Source organism: Robertmurraya sp. GLU-23 (genome assembly GCF_052983275.1).
Genome location: NZ_JBRKCV010000006.1, coordinates 224,160 through 244,017, shown reverse-complemented (window position 1 = coordinate 244,017; position 19,858 = coordinate 224,160). Strand labels below are relative to the sequence as shown.

Here is a 19,858-nt window from a genome sequence, read left to right as displayed (position 1 = left end):
GCCCTTGTTAAACAATCCTCAAACCATTGGCGTGTTTGTCAAGAGCGATTGCGGCGGATTTCCACTCAATAAATGGGAACGGAACTAACCCTTTAGGTAGTTTTCATAAAACTTTTGACACTACCCAATGTATTGAGCTCCCTCTTTTTCACAATATGTATTTTTCAGAAAATAGTACACCCCTCAGAATATAAAAAAAATGCTGATTTTATACCAGCATTCCTTACATTTCGGCTTTAGCACCTTTATACTGATTTAACTTTTGATGCTTTTGTTTCAATAATTGTATTTGATGCAATTCCTCTAAGAGATCGTGTATGGAAAGGAGCTCATAGAGCAGAGCAATATGTGACTGACTAATCTTTTCTTCTTGTACACACTGTTTAAAAATAGACCGAATTTCCTTCACCACTTGATGATGCTCTTCATCCATCCGGTATTCATTTTCCTGCAGTGCTTGTTTAATATAATGAAACATCAACTGGACGGACTTCGCCTTACAAATTGGCGTATTCAGTGGAGGAATCGCCATGAGATTCGCAAGATGAAAAATTATTTGCCGTAAGGTACTTAACTTCTTATATTCATAATGATATTCCTTTGTGTCCTCCCGCTTAATGCTGTGCAGCTTCCATTCCTGCTTCTGGTATTCACATAATGTTTCTACAGATTCAATATCCTTCCAAAGTTTTTCAAACTTCACCTTTGTATTTTGATGGATTGGCTGTTGAAGCACAATTTCCTTTCCTCGTTCTTCAATTAATTCGCCAGTTTCAATAATATATCGATGTAGCTTTGATTTAATGGTCAATGAGTAATTCGGTTTTATTACAAGAAAATTTACAAGCGCTGATACAGTTAGTCCAATTCCCGTTGTTCCGAGGCGAACAAAAAACGAACTTAAGAAATGATCATGGACCGTTGATATCATCGCTACACCTGTCAAAACAGCTACCAGTGTTCCATCGTGCAAGCGAAGTTTGTAACAAACGATAATTGTCAGTACTGCTACGAGCATGTAAGTAAAAGGACTATCTCCTAACACAAAGTTAAAAAAAACAGAAAAAGCTGCTCCTAGTGCTGATGCTGGAAATCGAACGAGCGCCTTTTTAATTGAATGTGCTGCGGTGGGCTCTATCGTTACTATCGCTGTAATAACTGCAAACATTGGAGGCCAAGACAAAAGATCACATATAAGAGCAGTCAAAAACACTGCAATCCCTGTTTTAACAATCCTTCCGCCAAAAAATTTATACTTTTTAAAGAACTCCATGATAACAATCCTTTATTCTTATTGTCCTATATTATGTTCACTCTTCCCCATATTAACCAAATTATGGTTCTGCTTTTCACATCACCAACATTAACATGAGCGGAACCGATAATATACTTAACAAGGTCGTCACTAACGTACTATAAGAAACAAGATCTGGCTCTGTTCCAAATTCAAGCGAAAGCATCATGGTATTTGCTGCTGAAGGCATGGCCGATAGAACAATAAGTACTTGGGCAAGCATTCCTTCTATGGGTAGTAGCCATACTAAAAGTAAAGCCAAGGCAGGAGAAATAAGCATACGTTGAATCATAATAGTAGAAACGTCTCCGATACTAACATTCTTCTTTGTTATGGCTCCCAGTTGCATACCCAAGACAAGCATAATGGTTGGGATGGTTGCATCAGCAATCAGATCAATAGGCTTCATAATCATATCTGGTACTGGCAAGGTTAAGAGTTGAAGAACTATTCCAAAGACAGATCCATATATCATCGGCATTTTTAAAATATTTAAAATGGATTGTTTAATCGAATATCCTCTCTCGCTTCCTTTACCAGCATAATACACCCCGATTGTACTCATAAGGAAGGATTGAATGACCATCATGATGACAGCATAATCCACACCCATGTTACCAAAGGCAAGTAAGATTATGGGGACACCATAGTTCCCACTGTTCATGAATACTCCTGAAAGCACCATGGCTGAGCGCCTTGAATTAGGTAAATTTTTTATTTTTGCTGTAATTTGAACAATCACAATCATACCTATACAAAGGAGCACACAAAACAGTAAGATATAAAAATATTCCAGGGTAATTGCATTAGTATAAAAGGTTCGAAATGCCAAAAAAGGCTGCATTAAATATAATGCCATGGCTGAAATCGCCTTCCGGTCAAATCCAATGGTCCTTTGACCGATATACCCTACTCCGATTACAGATAAAGCTGATAATACAACAAATAACAGTTCCATGAGTCCGCTCCCAATTTGTCAGTTTTTTGAATATTTTCATTATACATGTTGAAAGCGTTACCTATATTTTTAAAAGTAAATATTTATCAAACAAAAATAGCCCCTAGTCAAAGACTAGGGACCTCAATTTCACCATATTAACTCGTTGTTCTAGGTTTGGTTGGATCACAATTAGGATCCTTCACCTCCGTTGTCTCAGCGAGCTTCATTAAATAATAACATTCTTCTCGAGCCATATGATCTGCCATAAGGGGCGTTAAAACTCCAAGCGTTTCTTTGTTTAACTCCATTTCCTCTAGTTCTCTTAAAAAGCTCTTGAAAATCTCCATTTCTAATTCAATTTCTTTGTGAAAACGACTTAAAGCAGGAAAGGAATACACATTCGCACGCAAGTAACCTGCCATCTCAACAGCCTTTAAATAAAAATCCTCCCAGTCCTTTGTGAACTCTCGCCCTTTTTCTTTGAGCTTCTTTTCCACACGATCTAAATTGGCGTCTATGGCCCCCGCATGTCCTGCGGCATCTAATAGCCACAATAAATCATGATGTAATGGGTGAACAGTTGGAGGGATTTCCCCTTTTAGAAAAAATGAGAATACTCTCAATGCCTCTTCTAGTTCATTGACCATATGACTTAGAAAAGATGGTGGTAAAGTAATTTTCACTTCTCCCACCAAATGCTCTCGTACCAAGGTGAGTTTAAGTTCTTTAATCTCTGTTCCTGCTTGATTGGCCATATGGAGCAGCTGCATAAGTTCCTCACCATCAGGCTGTCTACGTGATATCGTTAATAGTTGATCAAATATCGTAATAAAGTTCTTCGCTTGGCTGATGTATTGAGTTTCCGACGGTGCTAAAGAATCGTGGATAAATCGTGCATGATCTCCAAGTACCTGTAACCAAAAATTCAATTCAAATAGTGCTTCTTGACGAAAGTTCTTGGCCAAAGCATTCACCTCTCTTTTTTTCCAATATATGAGAATATAACTTGACCAATAACTAAAAGGGCTCTACTACCAATGTAATAGAGCCCTTGTTTAATCAGTATTCTTCTTGTTTGAAAAATCTGTATAGTGATCTTGATAATGAATAAATTCGTGTTCCTGATAAGCAGCTAGCACCCCATGGTAACTAATATCTAATCCCATCTCTTCTTCCTCTTCTGTGGAACGAACAGGTATCCATAGACGAATAAGCGATAGACCCAGCCAGGTCATTACAAATCCCCAGATACATAAAACGATTAATCCTAACACTTGAACTCCCAGTAGATGCCAGCCTCCTCCGTAAAAAAGGCCCCCTTCTGTAGCGAATAACCCAAGCGCGATTGTTCCCCACATACCAGATACAGCATGTACCGGGAACGCTCCAACTGGGTCATCAATTTTTCGTGACTCTAGCCAATTAGTAGCAAACAACATCAATAATCCAGATATTGCACCTATAAAAATAGCTGCTTGATCACTTACAAACGCACATCCTGCTGTTATTCCAACTAGTCCTGCCAATGAACCGTTAATAACTGCAGGTGCGTCCGAACGTTTGTAACGGAAAAGGGTGTATAAAAGCGTTGCTGCCCCTCCAGAAGCGGCAGATAACATGGTCACAATTGCAATATGTCCAATTCTTGCATCCGTACCGCTTAATGTACTTCCTGCGTTAAAACCAAACCATCCAAACCATAGAAGAAACGCTCCTACTGAAGCTAAAGGAATATTACTAGGTAATGCGATTGTGCTCGTCCCCAAAGAAGTGAATTTCCCTTTACGCGGACCGATAAACATAGCTGCCGCCAAAGCTGAAAAACCACCGAGAGCATGTATAACAGCACTCCCAGCAAAATCAAGCATTCCTAGCTGACTAATCCAGCCTCCACCCCATACCCAATGTCCTGCAATTGGATAAATAACCGCTGTCATAATCATCGCATAAAGAATATAAGCACGAAAATTAATTCTCTCAGCCACTGCACCTGAAACAATGGATATTACAGCAATAACAAAGGCCGCTTGAAATAACCAGAACGTATCAAGAGAGATGGAAAGCTGGATATGAGACAGATCCCCTACCAATGCAAAGCCGCTTGTTCCGATCAATCCCCATGCATCTTTACCATACATAAAAGCAAAACCAACGAGGTAAAAGCATAGTGCACCAATTGTAATATCAACAAAAACTTTCATGATAATATTTACATTATTTTTATGCCGAACAAAGCCAGCTTCTAAAAGAGCAAAGCCACCCTCCATGAGGATAATCATAGCAGCAGTTAACACGACCCATATCGTATCTAATCCTGAGCTCAATGTTTCAATCGTCATCACTTCTACTCCTCGACTTTCTTCTGCTTGATGATGTCTTCCGTTATCACACTTGATAGTTCAAGTTCTTCACCACTCATTATTTCTTCACATTGGCGAATGACCATATTAATTTCATAGATTCGTTGTTTCAGTGTGTCAATCTGCTTTAAACGATCTTTTACATGAACAATGTACTCAACAGCTTGGTGGTGACTCGGGGGACGACTTGCAAAAAACTTTCGTACAGGAGACAAGGATTGATAAAACGCGTCTTCAGCTCGTCTTTTCCCTTCATACTTTGTAATTTTATTTTTTAATTCATGTATTTCTTGTTCCTTCGTCAACAATATTCGTTGAAGGATACTCGTAATCTCAGAAGAAGAAAAATGGAAGTACCGATTTAATTCATCTCGAACAATCACGTAAACTCTCCTAACATATTAATGTTATATTTCCTTACATAATATCAATATTAAAAGAATTTGTATACAGAAATTAATTGAAATTTTGTTCAATTTGTCTTATAGATAAAAAAAAGAAAACGACTGTTCAATAACAGCCGCTTTCTTTTACTAATAATAAGGATAACCACCATATGGATTATAAGCCGGATAAGGTGTGGCTGTTGGATAGCCATATCCATAACCTGCTCCTTGAATTAAAGCTCCTGCTGCAAGTCCACCAAGCAAACCCACAGCTAATGGAGCAGCTCCAAACCCACCACCATAGTATCCTCCATGGTGGTGTCCACCGTGATGATGTCCACCGTGATGATGTCCACCATGATGATGTCCCCCATGGTGGTGCCCACCGTGATGATGTCCTCCACCGTATATATTTCGATTATTAGTCATTTATCAATATACCTCTTTTCTTACATATTTGTCCTACTGCTTTACTGTATGCACCTAAGTGGACATACGTATGGGCAAATAGAGCGATAAGGTTCCTTTTTACAGACAACACTGATACAATCAGATGAAAGACAAAAACGAAGGCGAAGGTGACAACTGTGATTGAGATAAGAACTTCTACACTCAGTGATGGAGAACTCAATAGAGGCGTATTTGCAACAAGAGATATTAAAAAAGGTGAATTAATCCATGAGGCACCTGTTATACCTTATCCGAATGACCAGCACGAACATATCGAAAAAACGCTTCTCGCGGACTATGCTTTCGAATATGGAATCAATCATTCCGCCCTCCTACTTGGATACGGTATGCTGTTCAACCATTCGTATGAGCCAAATGCAACGTATGAAATCAACTTTCCAAATCATACATTTGATTTTTATGCTTACAAAGATATTAAAGCCGGAGAAGAAGTGCTAATAAACTACAATGGCGAAGAAGACAACCAAGATCCACTTTGGTTTAATGAAGAGAAATAAATGAAAAAAGTCTCAGTTTTCTGAGACTTTTTTCATTTTGTTAACTATTTTGACAAAAGTACTAGTAAAAAAGTATTAACTAATTGCGACTAAATGCCGATAACAAATAAGAACGTATAATTCATCGAAAAATATTAAACTACAAAAGGAGCAACCATCGATGAAATGGATTAAGAATTTAAAAATAGTACAAAAAATGCTTTTATTATCTGCAATAACTTTTGTAAGCCTTTTAACAGTAGGGGGAATGGGATTTTTCCAACTTGCTAGCATGGGGAATAAACTTACAGATTTATACGAGATGAAGCTTCAACCGATTCAAACTGTTAGCTTATTAAAAACCAATTCTCAGGATGTACAGACCAACCTAGTAGAACTTATGGCCTCAAGGGATACAAGCCATAAAAACGAGCTAATAGACGATATGGAAGCAAAACTCCAAAGGAATCGTGAAATTAGAGTAACGTACAAAACAACAAACAAAGAAGAAATTGAACTCATTTCAAAGGTTAATGACTTAGCACAGAACCTGCAAGAATCTAAAGAGAAAATAGTGACTCTAACTTTAAAAAATCAAAATTTTGAAGCCTATGAAATATACGAAGAAGAAACTGGACCGATTTTAAATGAAATTAGTCAGCATTATACAAAATTAATTGAAATTAACGGAACAGAAGCAAAGAATGTAAATGAGGAAAATAAGGACTTTATTAGTACATCTTCGCTTACTATGATTATATTTATTGCAGTTGCATTAATTATCTTTGTTGTGATCAGTTGGATGATTTCAAAATTAATTTACGGACCTGTTCGTAAAATGGAATACTTAATGCAGAAAGCGAAAAATGGAGATTTAACCGTTCAAAGCGACTATGATTCAAGAGATGAGATAGGTTCCCTTTCCAAATCATTTAATGAAATGATCACCCAAATTAAATCACTTATCATGATGGTTCGTGAATCATCAGACCAAGTTGCCGCTTCTTCTGAGCAGCTAATGGCTAGTGCTGAACAAACCAATAAAGCCGCAGAACAAATTGCTGAAGCTAGTTCCATTATGGCAGCTAACGGTGAAGCATCTGTTAAGGGTACAGAAGTTGTATCTGTGTCTACACAGCAAATGGCAATTGGTATTACGAATATCGCGGATTCAATCACGCAAGTTTCTGATCATTCGAATGTAACAACGGAAGAATCAGAAAAAGGAAATATCGCACTTAAGAAAACCATAGATCAAATGGGATCTATTAATGAAACCGTACAAACGTCATCTAGTATTATTAAGGACTTAGGAGAACGTTCTTCTGAGATAGAGAAAATCTTAGCTGTTATCTCCGGAATATCAGACCAAACAAACTTACTTGCTTTAAATGCAGCGATTGAAGCTGCTAGAGCTGGGGAACATGGAAAAGGCTTCGCTGTGGTGGCTGATGAGGTAAGAAAATTAGCTGAAGAATCTCGTCGTTCTGCTGAACAAATTACACATTTAATACATGATATCCAAAGCAGTACCTCCAATGCAGTTGTATCAATGGATAAATGTACAACAGAAGTACAAACTGGTCTTGTACTAATTAATGATACTGGTAAATCTTTTGAGAAAATTCTTCATTCTGCAGCGGACGTATCAAGACAATCGGTTGAAGTTTCTGCAGCTGTTAAGCAGTTATCTTCAAGCGTGGAGCAGGTTGCCATAGGTATATTTGATATCTCTATGAAAACCGAAGAATCTTCATCAGGTTCCCAAACGGTGGCTGCTGGAGCTGAGGAACAGCTTGCTTCTATGGAAGAAATCACTGCTTCCGCACATTCATTAGCTAAAATGGCTGAAGACCTCCAAGCAATGGTTAATACATTTAAAGTGTATGAATAATGATAAAAGTGGTGCTGAAACCTTAAAGGTTTTAGCACCACTTATTTATATTAAAGATATAAAAAAACAGATGGTTAGTTTACCATCTGTTTCTTCTAATATGATATTTATGCTTTATTTACGTTAGTAGCTTGAAGTCCACGTTGACCTTGCTCAGTATCAAAAGTAACCTTTTGACCTTCGTCTAAAGATTTAAATCCTTCGCCTTGAATCGCTGAGAAGTGAACAAATACATCTTCTCCACCTTGAATCTCGATAAAACCGAAGCCTTTTTCTGCATTAAACCATTTTACTGTACCTTGTTGCATGTTGTTTCCTCCTGCGTGGAATACTCCACAATATAATACTATCATTGCTCAATGAGAAATCAAAGGCGAAAAAGCTTTCACTATTTTTTCCTTACAGACCGAACAAAAATAATTCTTTCTAAGAATAACAGGTTATGAGCAATAAAACAATGATAAGTAATAATTACATATATTCTCCAACCACATAGGAAAGCAATTATACAAAGATTTTAGTGACTTTAGTCATCACTTTTTTGTCCTTCGCAGTAAACTTTTTGGGCTTACTAGGTGTAGCTAATATTAAATTTCTCTGAATCTCTGAGGTAGTGATCTGAAGATAAAAAGCACTAGAATCTTCATCTCCATCTAAATAACCCTTAAGTATCTTCATTTTTTCAAGTGTACCTGTAATTTTCTTATTATAATCCCACTTGATTTTATTTTTGTATCTTGAATCTAACTTTTCCTTTAAAGAAAAAGCCTCTTCTACTGCTTCTTCAGGTGTTTTAAAAAAGGAGTTCATTCTTTTGATTCCTTTTTTTCTAATTCCATCTGCTACTTGAGCTTGGTAACCGATTACTGTCATTTTTGGCCATCCTTCCTAAGGGTCTCTTGCCTTCTACAAATGAGAACTAGAAGACCATATGGATGTTCCCTTCCTACTAGTATATCCTTTTATAACCAGTAAATACCACAAATATGTATTATAGGGCATTATCAATGAATTCTTATACTATATTTTCTTTACAAATTCCGATTTTAATTGCATGGCGCCAAACCCATCAATTTTACAGTCAATATCATGATCACCTTCGACAAGGCGAATATTTTTCACCTTCGTACCGATCTTAATCACTGATGACGATCCCTTTACTTTTAGATCCTTAATAACTGAAACAGTGTCACCATCTTTTAGTACATTCCCATTTGCATCCTTCACTACCATTTGCTCTTCACTTATTTCACTTTCTGCTGTCCATTCGTGTGCACACTCTGGGCAAATATATAATGTACCATCTTCGTATGTGTATTCCGATTGGCACTTTGGACAATTTGGCAAGTTAGCCATTTGTATTCCTCCGATCAAACTAGTTTCAACCCTCTCTTATACTGCCAAATTGTCTTCGTAAAAACAAGCGTCTATACATGTAAATATAACTAAAAAACAGCAAGGGTTTTTTTCCATATTGACAAATAAAAACCATTTACTTACAATAAAAATAACTACCATGTATAACAAAGTAGTTATTTTTTCTAATACTATCTTGTTATGCAAAGTACCAGGAAGTGGGTATGTTTTATGTCTTTTCGAAGTCAGTTATTAAAAGGGATTATGGATGGCTGCGTATTAGCGGTCATTGAGAAGGAAGCGGTGTATGGTTATGAACTTTCTAAAAAGCTTCAAGACATTGGTTTAAGTGATGTGAGTGAAGGAACGATTTATCCTGTTCTTCTTCGTCTTCAAAAAAATGGCCTCATACACGGAGAAATGAAGCCGTCTGAAACTGGTCCGAATCGAAAGTATTATTATCTAACAGATGCTGGAAAAGAGGCGTTAGAAACCATCGCATTAGAGTGGGAGCAGGTTTTTCTTCCCGTTCATTCTTTATTTCAAAGGAGGAAAAATAATGAAAGTAAAGCAACTGATTGAAGAAAATAATCGAAAGCGTGAAAGGTTAACAAAAGAAAACGAAAAATACTATGGTGACATGTTAATATACATCCGACTGCAGTTAACCCTTTCAGAGCAACAGTCCGAGGAAGTGTTAATGGAAATGCTCGACCATTTATTAGAGGCTCAAAACGAAGGTAAAACAGCTAAAGATATCTTTGGTGCTAACCCTAAGCAATACGCTGATGAAATTATCGAAAATCTCCCTAAGGAAAAAAAGCGTCAAGTACTTCCATTCCTAAGTGGGCTCGTTTTAAATATTGTAAGTTATATGTTAATCATACGTTCTATCGTTATTCTGATCGGATCTCAATTCAAAGAAATAACAACGACGGTGTATCCTCTTACCTCTATCATTGTTCTTGTTGTTATATTAGCTAGTATTTCCTTTGGAGTTTGGTATATTTTTAAAATTATTAAGGACTCACTCTTCCTTGAAAAGCCGAATAATAAAAAGGATATGATAAAGGCAGGTATTTTCGGGAGTGTATCAATGGCTTTAATCATTGTTGCAAGCAAACTGATGCCAGAGATTGGCCCTTCCTTTTCCCTTTCTTGGTGGGCATCCCTTTTATGCGGAATCATCATATGGATCGCAGGATATAGAGTGAAAAAAGTTGAGGCCTAGATAAGAAAAGGTGTCAGAATCTATGTCTGACACCTTTTACTATGCTAGTTTGGTAACAGTAAAAAAACCTCATGTAGCATGGAATATTTCTCACATTACTTTCCAAACTAATATTATGAAGAAACTAGTAAAACACTCACTTCTCATATTAGCAATTATACTTTGGTGCTTGTTATTTGTTTATTATCTTCATATAGAAGGCATTTTCAACTTACTTAACTATTAACGATTTCTTTCCTATTTGCCAGCCATTTTCTAATAAGGCTTCTCGAACCGATCTCATAATTGCTGGTGCATTAGGCGTATCACTATGCACACAAATGGTTTCAACTAGGCTTCCCTCCAACAACTGCAAAGCTCTTTGGGCCATTGTGTTTGGCTGTCCGATTTCCTCTAACGTCCAGCCAAACATTTTCACATAATTATTTACATACGGCCGATCAGCAAAATATTCGCTCACTACGTTTAAGTTTGCTTCCTTCGCCGCATGATACAGCTCTGAATTAGGCAAGGTATAGATCTCAATATCACGATTGAAGTCCAAAACAGCTTCCACCGTTACTTCCGCCAACTCTCTTTTTTCAGCTGTCATCATATAAAGAGCACCATGCGGTTTAATATGAGACAATGCTGTATGACTCTTTTGTAAAAAACTAGCAAGAGCTCCAAGCTGGTAAAGAGTATAATCGTATATCTCTTGTGGTTTCACTTTCATTTCACGACGCCCAAAGCCTAATCTATCGGGTAATCCTACATGCGCTCCCACCCTTACACCATATTGAACGGCCAATTCAACAGATTCCCGCATAACATGTGGGTCCCCTGCATGAAAACCACACGCAATATTAGCCGAGCTAATTAATGGCATTAGTTCCTCATCAGCACCATACTTATACAGGCCAAAGCTTTCGCCCATATCACAGTTTAAATCAATATATTTCTCCAGAATAATTCCTCCCCTTGATAAATTTCCTTACACTTCCGTTTAAAAGGTCTCTTGAAAAAGTAAAAATTCTACGATTCCCAGATATAGACTTTAATAGGCGTAGGATTGTAGTCATTGCATGGGTTATTCAGCTGGGAGCAGTTACTTAGAAGAACCATTGTGCTACATTTCGCTTTTAGCTCAACATAGCTTCCAGGAGCAGAAATACCATCAACGAATTCAATGGCACCATCCTTAGTAAAAGGTACAATACAAAAGAAGTTTACGCTTGGCGGTAGATCTCTTTTTGTATATCCCGCTTGATTTTCTTCCATTAAAAGCAAAAAAGTGTCACGACAGTTATGCATATCAATCTTATCATGACCGTAGCGGACCGTATTGCTTTGGGCAGAACAAAAACTAAACCAAGCATCATGGCAACCCACCGTATCTGCAACGATAGTGACGAGTTCTTTACCTGATTCCGCAAGTAGGGTCGAACCGGTCTTAAGGTACATATTCTCCTGCTCTGCAATGGTTAAAACAGTGCTAAAGTGATCATCTGGATTGTCCGCATCATAAAACAAAGCATCCACTGATTGATTTCCTTCTACGTCTTCTATTCTTATTACTTGTCCGGGTAGTAGCTTTTGCATAAATCCTTTCCCAGCCAAAATGGTTTCGCTATATATTGCATCCTTCGTATCTCGGGAACTTTCCACTTTCGTTAGAACAGGCATTGTTTGACCCTCCTTTTTCGAAAAATGTATCAGTATAAAGTGTAATACGCCCAGGTATTTTCAAATGCACGTCGATTTTCTGGACGATGGTTAACACATATGTCATCCTCTTCTACTATTTGTGAAGCGGAAACCTCCATTTTAACAGGGACAGATGGAAACTCTGTCTTTGGATCTAGAGGATTGGGTGTATTAGAAAGGACAACTAAAAGATCCATCTCCGTTCTCAAGGTCACGGAAGCTCCTTTAGGACAGTGATTTTTTTGAAAGGTTAATTGGCCATTTTCATCTGTAGTGATTTTAGAAAATAAATTGACCGCTGGTACTAGATCACGTGCCCCTAAGCCATTTCGTGCAAGCTCGGTAATCAAGTTTTCTCGCCCACTTCGAAACCACTCGTTTCGCTGAGTTTGATAGGTCGTTACTCCATATTTAGCATCTGTTTTCTCACGAGTCGTACATCCAGCGATCGGATCATGCCAGCCCACACTATCTTCTACAAAACTTGCTAACACTCGGCCATTATCACTTAAAAGAACATGACCTTTTGTTAAATGGCTTGTAAACTGGGACTTTAATGTATCGGACATGACATAGCGCTCGGTTAAATCCCTTGCATTATAAAAAAGAATGGATACATTTGCACCTTCCTCAAGTGCAGTAAAACGAATACATTTCCCTCGTTTTATAAACCCTGACCATTTTCCACCAGGAGAAAGAATGGTCGACCAAATATGTGTCATCCTAATTTCCTCCTTTTAATCCACATCATCAATGCTTGAGTAGCGTAATAATATGTTTCTTAAGTTTCATGAATCGGTCCACTTCTACTAATTCACCATTCTTGAATAGTTGAAGATCGGCATTTATTTCTTCTTTAATTTTTCCAGGACGAGCATCCATTACGTAAATTCGTTGGGAGAGAAAGATCGATTCATCAATGTCATGGGTAATAAAGACAATCGTTGTTTTTTCTTTTTTCCAAATATCTAATAGCAATTGCTGCATGGACTGCTTCGTTTGTGCGTCAAGTGCCCCAAACGGTTCATCCATCAACAGTACCTCTGGATTATTTGCTAACGAACGGGCAATGGCAACCCGCTGCTTCATGCCACCTGATAATTCTTTTCCATAAGAGTTGGCAAATCGCTCAAGGCCAACAAGCTCTAAGTATTTATCTGAAATGTCTTTCCGTTCCTTTGGGCTAACACCTTTTAGCTTCAAACCAAATTCAATATTCTCACGAACAGTCAACCATGGAAAAAGAGTATAAGATTGGAAAACCATCCCTCTCTTGACGCTTGGACCTTGTACTTCCTCACCGGCTACTTTAACTGATCCAGAAGTTGCTTCTTCTAGACCAGCTAATATACGAAGAATGGTTGATTTCCCACAGCCAGATGGTCCCAAAATGGAAACAAACTCCTCATTTTTCACATATAAAGAAACATCCTCCAAAGCTTGGAACGTGCTGTTTTTCGTTTCGTAGATTTTTGATAATCCACTGATTTCAATTTCAATGTCAACCGGATCAACTACTACTTTTGGCTGTACAATAGTCACCATTTAATTCCCACCTTCCACCCAAGGAAATAACTTTTTATTCGCGATCGCAAATGCTCTATCAATAATCAGCCCTAATAGTCCAATGACAATAATCCCTACAAAGATAGACTCTGTATCTAAGAATCTCTGTGCCTTCATAATGAAATAGCCAAGTCCATTATTCGCTGCCACCAGCTCAGCAACAACTAAATATGTCCAAGCCCACCCCATAATCAAACGTAGAGTTGTCATGAGTTTTGGCAGTAACGCAGGGATAATGACTTTAAAAATCACCTGCTTTCGGTTCGCACCAAGAGTATAAGATGCGTAAAGCAAATCTTTGCTAATACGATTCGTATCATCAGCCACCATCAAGATAAGCTGAAAGAAACAACCAATAAAGATAACCAAAATTTTGGCTGTTTCCCCAATTCCAGCCCATACCATAATTAGAGGAATAAAGGCGGCTGCAGGCATATAACGGATAAACTCTGACATTGGTAAAATAAATGATTCTGCGAATTTAAAGGTTCCAGCCAATATCCCAAGTGGAATACCAATCAAACAAGCCAGTAAAAATCCCATAAATACACGATACACACTTATTCCAATATGCTCCCAAAACTCTGCGCTTCCAAAAGATTGTGCTAACGAAAGTACCACTCCATTTGGGGTTGGAAGGAAAACTTCGTCAACGATGTTAATAAACCTAATACCACCCCAGAAAAGGAAAAGTAATAGAAAGGTGATACATACTCCAAACAAATACCATTTTTTTGGTACCTCTTCACGTATAGAAGTTAAGCTTCTTATGGTTCTATTTTTTGGTAGATTCATTTCACTCACCCCTTCTATTCTTATTATTTTGAAACATTTTCAACAAAGGACGAATCAACAAAATTGGAGAAGTCAGGTATTTCATCCACATAGTCCTGTCTCTTTAAGAACTCTGCATTTTTTTCTGCTGTATAGTAGAATGAATCGTAACTATTTCCTTCTTTGAAGGAAGCAAGATTATCTTCAGGGGTAAACATTTTGAATCCTTTAAATCCTTCTGTTAACTCTTCACTAGTAATACCAGCTTCTTTGGCAATAATGTCAATGGATTCTTCCGGGTTCTTTTCCAAGTAGGCAACCGCTTCAAACCAAGCGTTTACAATCTTTTGTAACTCTTCTTTCTTCTCTTTTGTAACCTCTTCTCGAACAACAAACACATCAGATACTAACCCAGGATAATCAGCAGAAGTAACCAATTTATGTGTGCCTTCCTTGGCAACGGCTTTGCTTAAGAATGGCTCCCAAAGCCCAGCTGCATCAATATTTCCAGATAGGAAAGCATTTCCTGCATCAGGTACAGTCAGGTTTGTGAATTTCACATCAGACTCCGTCATACCTGCATCTTCAAGAGCAGTAAGTAAGAAGAAGTGTTCAATCGTTCCTAGTTCAGTACCAACAGATCTTCCTTTTAAATCTTCAACCGATTGAATATCATTTGTGGCAACGATTCCATCACCACCGATTGAATTATCCGTAATAAAAATGGTTTTTAAATCAATTCCTTTATCTAAAGGGGGAATTGCATCTAACAACGCTTGAGTATTTCCATCAATTTTTCCTGTATTTAAGGCCGATAAGGAGTCAGCATAGACTGGAAAATAGACCAATTCAACATCAACGCCATATTTTTTAAAGAATCCCTTTTGATCCACAAGATGCCATAAGTACCAGCTAGGTAGAGCACTAAAACCAATTTTTACGGTACTGCCACTGGATTCACTTCCAGAGGTTTCTTTTGTTGAACTTCCACAAGCAGTTAAGAACATTGCTCCAACCAATACGACTGCTAAAAATACATGTTTCATTTTTCTCATTCTCTTCACCTCATTGTTAAATTTTGTTCTTGAAAAAATAAAAGAAGGATAAAAGAATGAGAGAATGAATCTCCCAGGCTTTTATCCTTCCGTGTATATAGAAAAAAATTTCTATACGCTCTCTCTCGGACCAGACTTGATACGACATCATATCAACGGAACCCTAGACAGCTTTTTGCTCTCACTGACACTGCTTAGAGAGCCTTTATGTAATTTTGATGTTCTAAGTTGGTTTCAGTATATATGGATTAAGATGTTCCCCCAACACACGTGTTACATTTTCTAACAGGGTTTTTATTTTCACATAAAAAAAGCACTTCCATATTTCGAAGTGCTTCATGAGTGTATACTATTCCTAAAGTAGTTATTCTGGCATTCCTATTTTTCTTAATGGATAAATCTGTACCTTTACTTCTCCAATCAATGAAGATACAGGGATTGGGCCAAAGAATCGACTATCCTTACTATGTAGCCGGTTATCTCCCATAACAAATAACGCTCCATCAGGTACAACTGATTTCCCTGTTAACTCCTCAAGTGTAAAGTCTCCAGTTAATTTATTTAATACTAGATCTTTTTTTATATCCTCTAAGTACGGTTCTTCCATCGGTTTTCCATTGATATAGAGTGTATCATCTTTCACTTCTACTTGATCTCCAGGCAAGCCAATTACCCTTTTAATATACCGTTCATCTGAATCAGGTGCATTAAATACTATTAGGTCAAAACGTTGAATATCCGATACTTTACTTACCAACAGCCGATCATGTTCTTGAAAGGTTGGTAACATAGATTCCCCATAAACAATCGCTGGTGAGAATAGGAAGTGACGACAAATAAAAGCAACAATAAATGCAAACACAATAGATTTAAACCAAGAATAAACTTCCTTTTTTGTAGCATCACTCACATCGATTTTCCTCCTTCATTTGAATGATTACATAACTGCTTAATGTTATTTAATTTCCCCTTATTTCGACCGCTTATCTAATACCATAACATATTCCAGTTGGAAACTATTTCTTATTTGCTTAAATATGTTAAAATTTTGATAATTCAAACAAGGGAGAGTTGAGTATGGAGAACGTTTCACATCAAACAGATCAATGGAATGCGAATTTATACGATAAAAATCACTCATTCGTATCGAAATACGGGAATAGTCTCATTGAAGTATTAGCCCCCCTCAAAGGAGAGCGAATTCTTGATTTAGGATGTGGAACCGGTGATTTGGCGAAAAGGTTATTTGATCAAGGGGTTCACGTGATAGGGGTAGATAAATCAAACAATATGATTACACAAGCATTAGAAAAATATCCTGAAATACCATTTTTCGTCCAAGATGCAACACAACTACCTTACACAAATGAATTTGATGCTGTTTTTTCTAACGCTACTCTTCATTGGGTAACAAAACCTAAGCAAGCTTTAGAATGTATTTACAAAAGCATAAAACAAGGCGGAAGATTCATAGCAGAATTTGGTGGTAAAGGGAATGTACAATCCATCATTGATGAAATTAGCCATCAATTAGGGAGAGATATAACGGATTCACCATGGTATTATCCTAGTATTGGTGAATACTCATCATTAATGGAAGAGGTCGGTTTTAGAGTTACTTTTGCCCAACATTATGATAGACCCACTCCCCTAGAAGGGCCGAACGGTTTAAAAAACTGGATAAGTATGTTCGCACTGAGTTTTTTTCGTGGATTAGATGAACAGGAGCAAGAGGAAATCATCAAAAGGATAGAACATCAACTAAAACCAAAATTATTTCAAGATAACCAATGGATTGTTGATTATAAAAGAATTCGTGTCATCGCAGTCAAGGAATAATAAAAGGCATCAAGATGAGAGTCCATCTTGATGCCTTTTCACTGTTTTATTGTTTAACTTCTTCCCAATAATATTGTATAGCTTCCTTACGAATGACTTCAGGGCAGTCAACCTCATTATCCCAATGATCGTAGTTATTCTCACCATTCACATGATGAATGTCTACACTGTAGTATTTATCTTTATATTTAAAAATGATAACGACCATTTCTGAGTAACCAGCATCATCATTTCCAAGTTCTTGGACAAATTCTAATCCATAGGCTTCGTGGTTTTTTCGCTCAACAACAGAATCAAGTATTACATCTTTAGGAAACTTCATCTTTCTCGTCTCTTCCCTTCCATTTTATAAGCGTATTTTACTACGGTTATGAGGAAAAAGAAACATGTTTTATCGAAAGGAATATGACAATTTTTTGAGCTTTTTTGACCCTCGTTTTTCTAAAGGTATGATTTTTTTGTTAACCTAAAAAATATTCAGTTGACAATAAACACTCTGAAAATTTATTCTTTATTTATATAAAAAAAATAAAGGGGAAATTTTTATGAAATTAAAAACAATTGATCTTACATTAGCAGCGATGTTTGTTGCATTAATGGCAGTAGGCGCAAACATTACCTCTTTTGTGCCATTTTTGGTGGTAGGAGGAGTTCCAATTACACTACAAACTTTTTTTGCTATTTTAGCAGGTTTGATTCTTGGTAGTCGTTTAGGGACGATTTCCATGACGGTTTATGCCCTTGTTGGATTAGTTGGCGTTCCAGTTTTCGCTAGATTTGGAGCTGGTTTTTCCACTCTCTTGAGTCCAACTTTTGGATTTATCGTTTCATATGTTATTACTGTTTTTGTAGTAGGAAAAATTGCAGAAAAGAATCGATCACTTTCTGCCTTCATCACAGCTGCTATGGTCGGACTTGTTATTAATTATGTATTAGGAACAAATTGGATGTACGCGGCATACAAACTTTGGGCTGCAGCCCCTGAAGGTTTTACTTACCAAATGGCATGGTCATGGATGGTTGTCCCAATGCCAAAAGATATTATTCTTACAGTACTAGCTGCAATTCTTGCTTTTAGACTAGAAAAAACAGTTTTATCAAAGGGTAGCTTCAAACATTTAAAAAGAACTGCTTAATAGCGGAAAGTGAGGATACATGGTGAATAACTGGAAAAAACTTGCTCTTGATGTATTAAATGGCCACGAGCCCACGAATGATGAGGCGTTAAGTATCCTTATCTGTCCTGATAATGAGCTGCTTGAAATCCTTCAAGCAGCTTATGTAATACGAAGTCATTATTACGGCAACAAAGTAAAGCTTAACATGATCATCAACACCAAATCAGGACTATGCCCAGAAAATTGTGGTTACTGTGCCCAGTCCAGCATCTCAAGCGCACCTATCCAAAAATATCGAATGATGGACAAAGATACGATTCTGCAAGGTGCTGAACGTGCCTATCAACTAAACGCTGGCACGTACTGTATTGTTGCAAGTGGCAGAGGTCCAAGCGAAAAAGAAGTGGATATTGTTACTTCAGCCGTCGAGGAATAAAGGAAAAATACGGTCTTAAGGTTTGTGCTTGTCTGGGTCTACTTAACCCACTACAGGCTAAACGATTAAAGGAATCGGGAGTCGACAGATACAATCATAATATTAATACGTCAGCGAGTCACCATGAATCCATTACTACCTCCCATACATATGAAGACCGAGTAAACACAGTCGAGCTAGTAAAGAACGCAGGCATCTCTCCGTGCTCTGGAGTCATTATTGGAATGAAGGAAACGAAACAAGATGTGATTGACATGGCAAGAAGCCTAAAAGTCTTGGATGCTGATTCTATCCCTGTTAATTTCCTTCATGCCATTGATGGTACACCCCTTCAAGGAGTAAATGAGTTAAATCCACGTTATTGCTTAAAAGTTCTATGCTTAATGCGCTTTATTAATCCATCGAAGGAAATTCGGATTTCTGGCGGCCGAGAAGTTAATCTTCGAAGTCTTCAGCCTCTCGGATTGTTCCCTGCTAATTCTATTTTTGTGGGTGATTATTTAACAACCGCTGGACAAGAAACAACGGCAGATCACAAAATGCTAGAAGACCTCGGATTTGAAATTGAATTTGCTAAGGAAGAAACGACAGCATAAAAAGGCAAAACAAAAGTAGAGCAAGGGCTTATACCCTTGCTCTTTTTGCTTTAATTACTAATTCTTCGGATTGAGAATTACGAATTTTGCTCATTAAGAAGTTTGCAACATTTCTGCCTTCACCGTATTGATGTCGGGTAGGCATGAGAGGTCATAGGCGGAGAATTTCCTGTTAATGTATATAGGGGAAGCCTAAGAAGCGGAAATAAGCGGAGATATTCCGAATAAATGCTCAAAATATGACCAAATTAAACGATTTGGATAATATAAACGGAAAAACTCCCCTAATTTTTAAGGAAATATGAGTATTTCCCAATTTAGCCGGAATTTTTCCGCTTATTCTCATACACAGTGAAAATTGATTTCAGTTATAACTGATT

Annotated in this window: 23 protein-coding genes, 1 pseudogene and 1 riboswitch; of the genes and pseudogenes, 7 read left to right on the top strand and 17 right to left on the bottom strand. The window is 37.4% G+C overall.

Annotated features, from left to right (window positions below; translation table 11 throughout):
* Positions 1-223: 223 nt before the first annotated feature.
* The 6 genes from ACVBAX_RS12725 to ACVBAX_RS12700 all read right to left on the bottom strand — a co-directional run bounded on the left by ACVBAX_RS12725 (position 224) and on the right by ACVBAX_RS12700 (position 5,409).
* On the bottom strand, positions 224-1,273 hold the full coding sequence (locus ACVBAX_RS12725; protein ID WP_430775949.1) for an aromatic acid exporter family protein: 1,050 nt from the start codon (positions 1,271-1,273) through the stop codon (positions 224-226).
* A gap of 76 nt (positions 1,274-1,349) precedes the next feature.
* On the bottom strand, positions 1,350-2,252 hold the full coding sequence (locus tag ACVBAX_RS12720) for an AEC family transporter (protein WP_447117356.1): 903 nt from the start codon (positions 2,250-2,252) through the stop codon (positions 1,350-1,352).
* Positions 2,253-2,389: 137 nt separating this feature from the next.
* Positions 2,390-3,199, bottom strand: a complete 810-nt coding sequence (locus ACVBAX_RS12715; protein WP_447117355.1) for a DUF2935 domain-containing protein — start codon at positions 3,197-3,199, stop codon at positions 2,390-2,392.
* Positions 3,200-3,289: 90 nt separating this feature from the next.
* On the bottom strand, positions 3,290-4,573 hold the full coding sequence (locus ACVBAX_RS12710; RefSeq protein WP_447117354.1) for an ammonium transporter: 1,284 nt from the start codon (positions 4,571-4,573) through the stop codon (positions 3,290-3,292).
* A 5-nt stretch (positions 4,574-4,578) separates the two neighbouring features.
* The gene (locus ACVBAX_RS12705) at positions 4,579-4,977 is read right to left on the bottom strand and encodes a hypothetical protein (RefSeq protein WP_447117353.1); all 399 of its coding nucleotides are present in this window, start codon (positions 4,975-4,977) and stop codon (positions 4,579-4,581) included.
* 150 nt (positions 4,978-5,127) lie between these two features.
* Positions 5,128-5,409: a cobalt transporter gene (locus ACVBAX_RS12700; RefSeq protein ID WP_447117352.1), complete on the bottom strand. Its 282-nt coding sequence runs from the start codon at positions 5,407-5,409 to the stop codon at positions 5,128-5,130.
* A gap of 158 nt (positions 5,410-5,567) precedes the next feature.
* On the opposite strand from ACVBAX_RS12700, the gene ACVBAX_RS12695 reads away from it, so the two are divergent.
* Together ACVBAX_RS12695 and ACVBAX_RS12690 are read left to right on the top strand one after the other, a co-directional pair.
* Positions 5,568-5,948, top strand: a complete 381-nt coding sequence (locus ACVBAX_RS12695; RefSeq protein WP_066056563.1) for an SET domain-containing protein — start codon at positions 5,568-5,570, stop codon at positions 5,946-5,948.
* A 160-nt stretch (positions 5,949-6,108) separates the two neighbouring features.
* Entirely contained in the window at positions 6,109-7,821 is a 1,713-nt protein-coding gene (locus ACVBAX_RS12690) for a methyl-accepting chemotaxis protein (protein ID WP_447117351.1), read from the top strand.
* 107 nt (positions 7,822-7,928) lie between these two features.
* On the opposite strand, the gene ACVBAX_RS12685 is transcribed toward ACVBAX_RS12690, so the two are convergent.
* The 3 genes from ACVBAX_RS12685 to ACVBAX_RS12675 form a co-directional block, all read right to left on the bottom strand.
* Positions 7,929-8,129 (bottom strand): cold-shock protein, encoded by a 201-nt coding sequence (locus ACVBAX_RS12685; protein ID WP_430775941.1) that lies wholly within the window; start codon positions 8,127-8,129, stop codon positions 7,929-7,931.
* A 196-nt stretch (positions 8,130-8,325) separates the two neighbouring features.
* Complete coding sequence (locus tag ACVBAX_RS12680; RefSeq protein WP_430775940.1) at positions 8,326-8,694, bottom strand: hypothetical protein; 369 nt, start codon at positions 8,692-8,694, stop codon at positions 8,326-8,328.
* Positions 8,695-8,841: 147 nt separating this feature from the next.
* On the bottom strand, positions 8,842-9,177 hold the full coding sequence (locus ACVBAX_RS12675) for a zinc ribbon domain-containing protein YjdM (protein ID WP_447117350.1): 336 nt from the start codon (positions 9,175-9,177) through the stop codon (positions 8,842-8,844).
* A 231-nt stretch (positions 9,178-9,408) separates the two neighbouring features.
* On the opposite strand from ACVBAX_RS12675, the gene ACVBAX_RS12670 reads away from it, so the two are divergent.
* Together ACVBAX_RS12670 and ACVBAX_RS12665 are read left to right on the top strand one after the other, a co-directional pair.
* Positions 9,409-9,759 carry a PadR family transcriptional regulator gene (locus ACVBAX_RS12670; RefSeq protein ID WP_447117349.1) on the top strand — a complete coding sequence of 117 codons (351 nt, stop codon included), beginning with the start codon at positions 9,409-9,411 and terminating at the stop codon, positions 9,757-9,759.
* Positions 9,737-10,408 (top strand): DUF1129 family protein, encoded by a 672-nt coding sequence (locus ACVBAX_RS12665; RefSeq protein ID WP_447117348.1) that lies wholly within the window; start codon positions 9,737-9,739, stop codon positions 10,406-10,408. Before ACVBAX_RS12670 ends, ACVBAX_RS12665 begins: the two co-directional genes overlap by 23 nt.
* A 211-nt stretch (positions 10,409-10,619) precedes the next feature.
* Here the strand turns inward: ACVBAX_RS12665 and ACVBAX_RS12660 are convergent, their stop codons facing one another.
* The 7 genes from ACVBAX_RS12660 to lepB all read right to left on the bottom strand — a co-directional run bounded on the left by ACVBAX_RS12660 (position 10,620) and on the right by lepB (position 16,399).
* On the bottom strand, positions 10,620-11,342 hold the full coding sequence (locus tag ACVBAX_RS12660) for a LamB/YcsF family protein (RefSeq protein ID WP_447117367.1): 723 nt from the start codon (positions 11,340-11,342) through the stop codon (positions 10,620-10,622).
* An 80-nt stretch (positions 11,343-11,422) separates the two neighbouring features.
* On the bottom strand, positions 11,423-12,073 hold the full coding sequence (locus ACVBAX_RS12655; RefSeq protein WP_447117347.1) for a DUF1989 domain-containing protein: 651 nt from the start codon (positions 12,071-12,073) through the stop codon (positions 11,423-11,425).
* Between the two features lie 29 nt (positions 12,074-12,102).
* The gene (locus ACVBAX_RS12650; RefSeq protein WP_447117346.1) at positions 12,103-12,816 is read right to left on the bottom strand and encodes an urea amidolyase associated protein UAAP1; all 714 of its coding nucleotides are present in this window, start codon (positions 12,814-12,816) and stop codon (positions 12,103-12,105) included.
* 28 nt (positions 12,817-12,844) lie between these two features.
* The gene (locus tag ACVBAX_RS12645) at positions 12,845-13,639 is read right to left on the bottom strand and encodes an ABC transporter ATP-binding protein (protein ID WP_447117345.1); all 795 of its coding nucleotides are present in this window, start codon (positions 13,637-13,639) and stop codon (positions 12,845-12,847) included.
* Positions 13,640-14,455 carry an ABC transporter permease gene (locus tag ACVBAX_RS12640; protein ID WP_447117344.1) on the bottom strand — a complete coding sequence of 272 codons (816 nt, stop codon included), beginning with the start codon at positions 14,453-14,455 and terminating at the stop codon, positions 13,640-13,642. It abuts the gene before it with no gap.
* Between the two features lie 23 nt (positions 14,456-14,478).
* Positions 14,479-15,489, bottom strand: a complete 1,011-nt coding sequence (locus ACVBAX_RS12635; RefSeq protein ID WP_447117343.1) for an ABC transporter substrate-binding protein — start codon at positions 15,487-15,489, stop codon at positions 14,479-14,481.
* A 68-nt stretch (positions 15,490-15,557) separates the two neighbouring features.
* A riboswitch (guanidine-I (ykkC/yxkD leader) is annotated at positions 15,558-15,667 on the bottom strand.
* A gap of 186 nt (positions 15,668-15,853) precedes the next feature.
* Positions 15,854-16,399 carry a signal peptidase I gene (lepB, locus tag ACVBAX_RS12630; RefSeq protein WP_447117342.1) on the bottom strand — a complete coding sequence of 182 codons (546 nt, stop codon included), beginning with the start codon at positions 16,397-16,399 and terminating at the stop codon, positions 15,854-15,856.
* Positions 16,400-16,566: 167 nt separating this feature from the next.
* Between lepB and ACVBAX_RS12625 the strand changes: the two genes are divergently transcribed.
* A complete protein-coding gene (locus tag ACVBAX_RS12625; protein ID WP_447117341.1) occupies positions 16,567-17,328 on the top strand; it encodes a class I SAM-dependent methyltransferase in 762 nt (253 codons plus the stop codon).
* Between the two features lie 46 nt (positions 17,329-17,374).
* On the opposite strand, the gene ACVBAX_RS12620 is transcribed toward ACVBAX_RS12625, so the two are convergent.
* On the bottom strand, positions 17,375-17,650 hold the full coding sequence (locus ACVBAX_RS12620) for a hypothetical protein (RefSeq protein ID WP_447117340.1): 276 nt from the start codon (positions 17,648-17,650) through the stop codon (positions 17,375-17,377).
* 223 nt (positions 17,651-17,873) lie between these two features.
* On the opposite strand from ACVBAX_RS12620, the gene ACVBAX_RS12615 reads away from it, so the two are divergent.
* A complete protein-coding gene (locus ACVBAX_RS12615; protein ID WP_447117339.1) occupies positions 17,874-18,464 on the top strand; it encodes a biotin transporter BioY in 591 nt (196 codons plus the stop codon).
* Positions 18,465-18,486: 22 nt separating this feature from the next.
* Positions 18,487-19,478, top strand: a pseudogene (bioB, locus tag ACVBAX_RS12610) (biotin synthase BioB).
* The last annotated feature ends 380 nt before the right edge of the window (positions 19,479-19,858 follow it).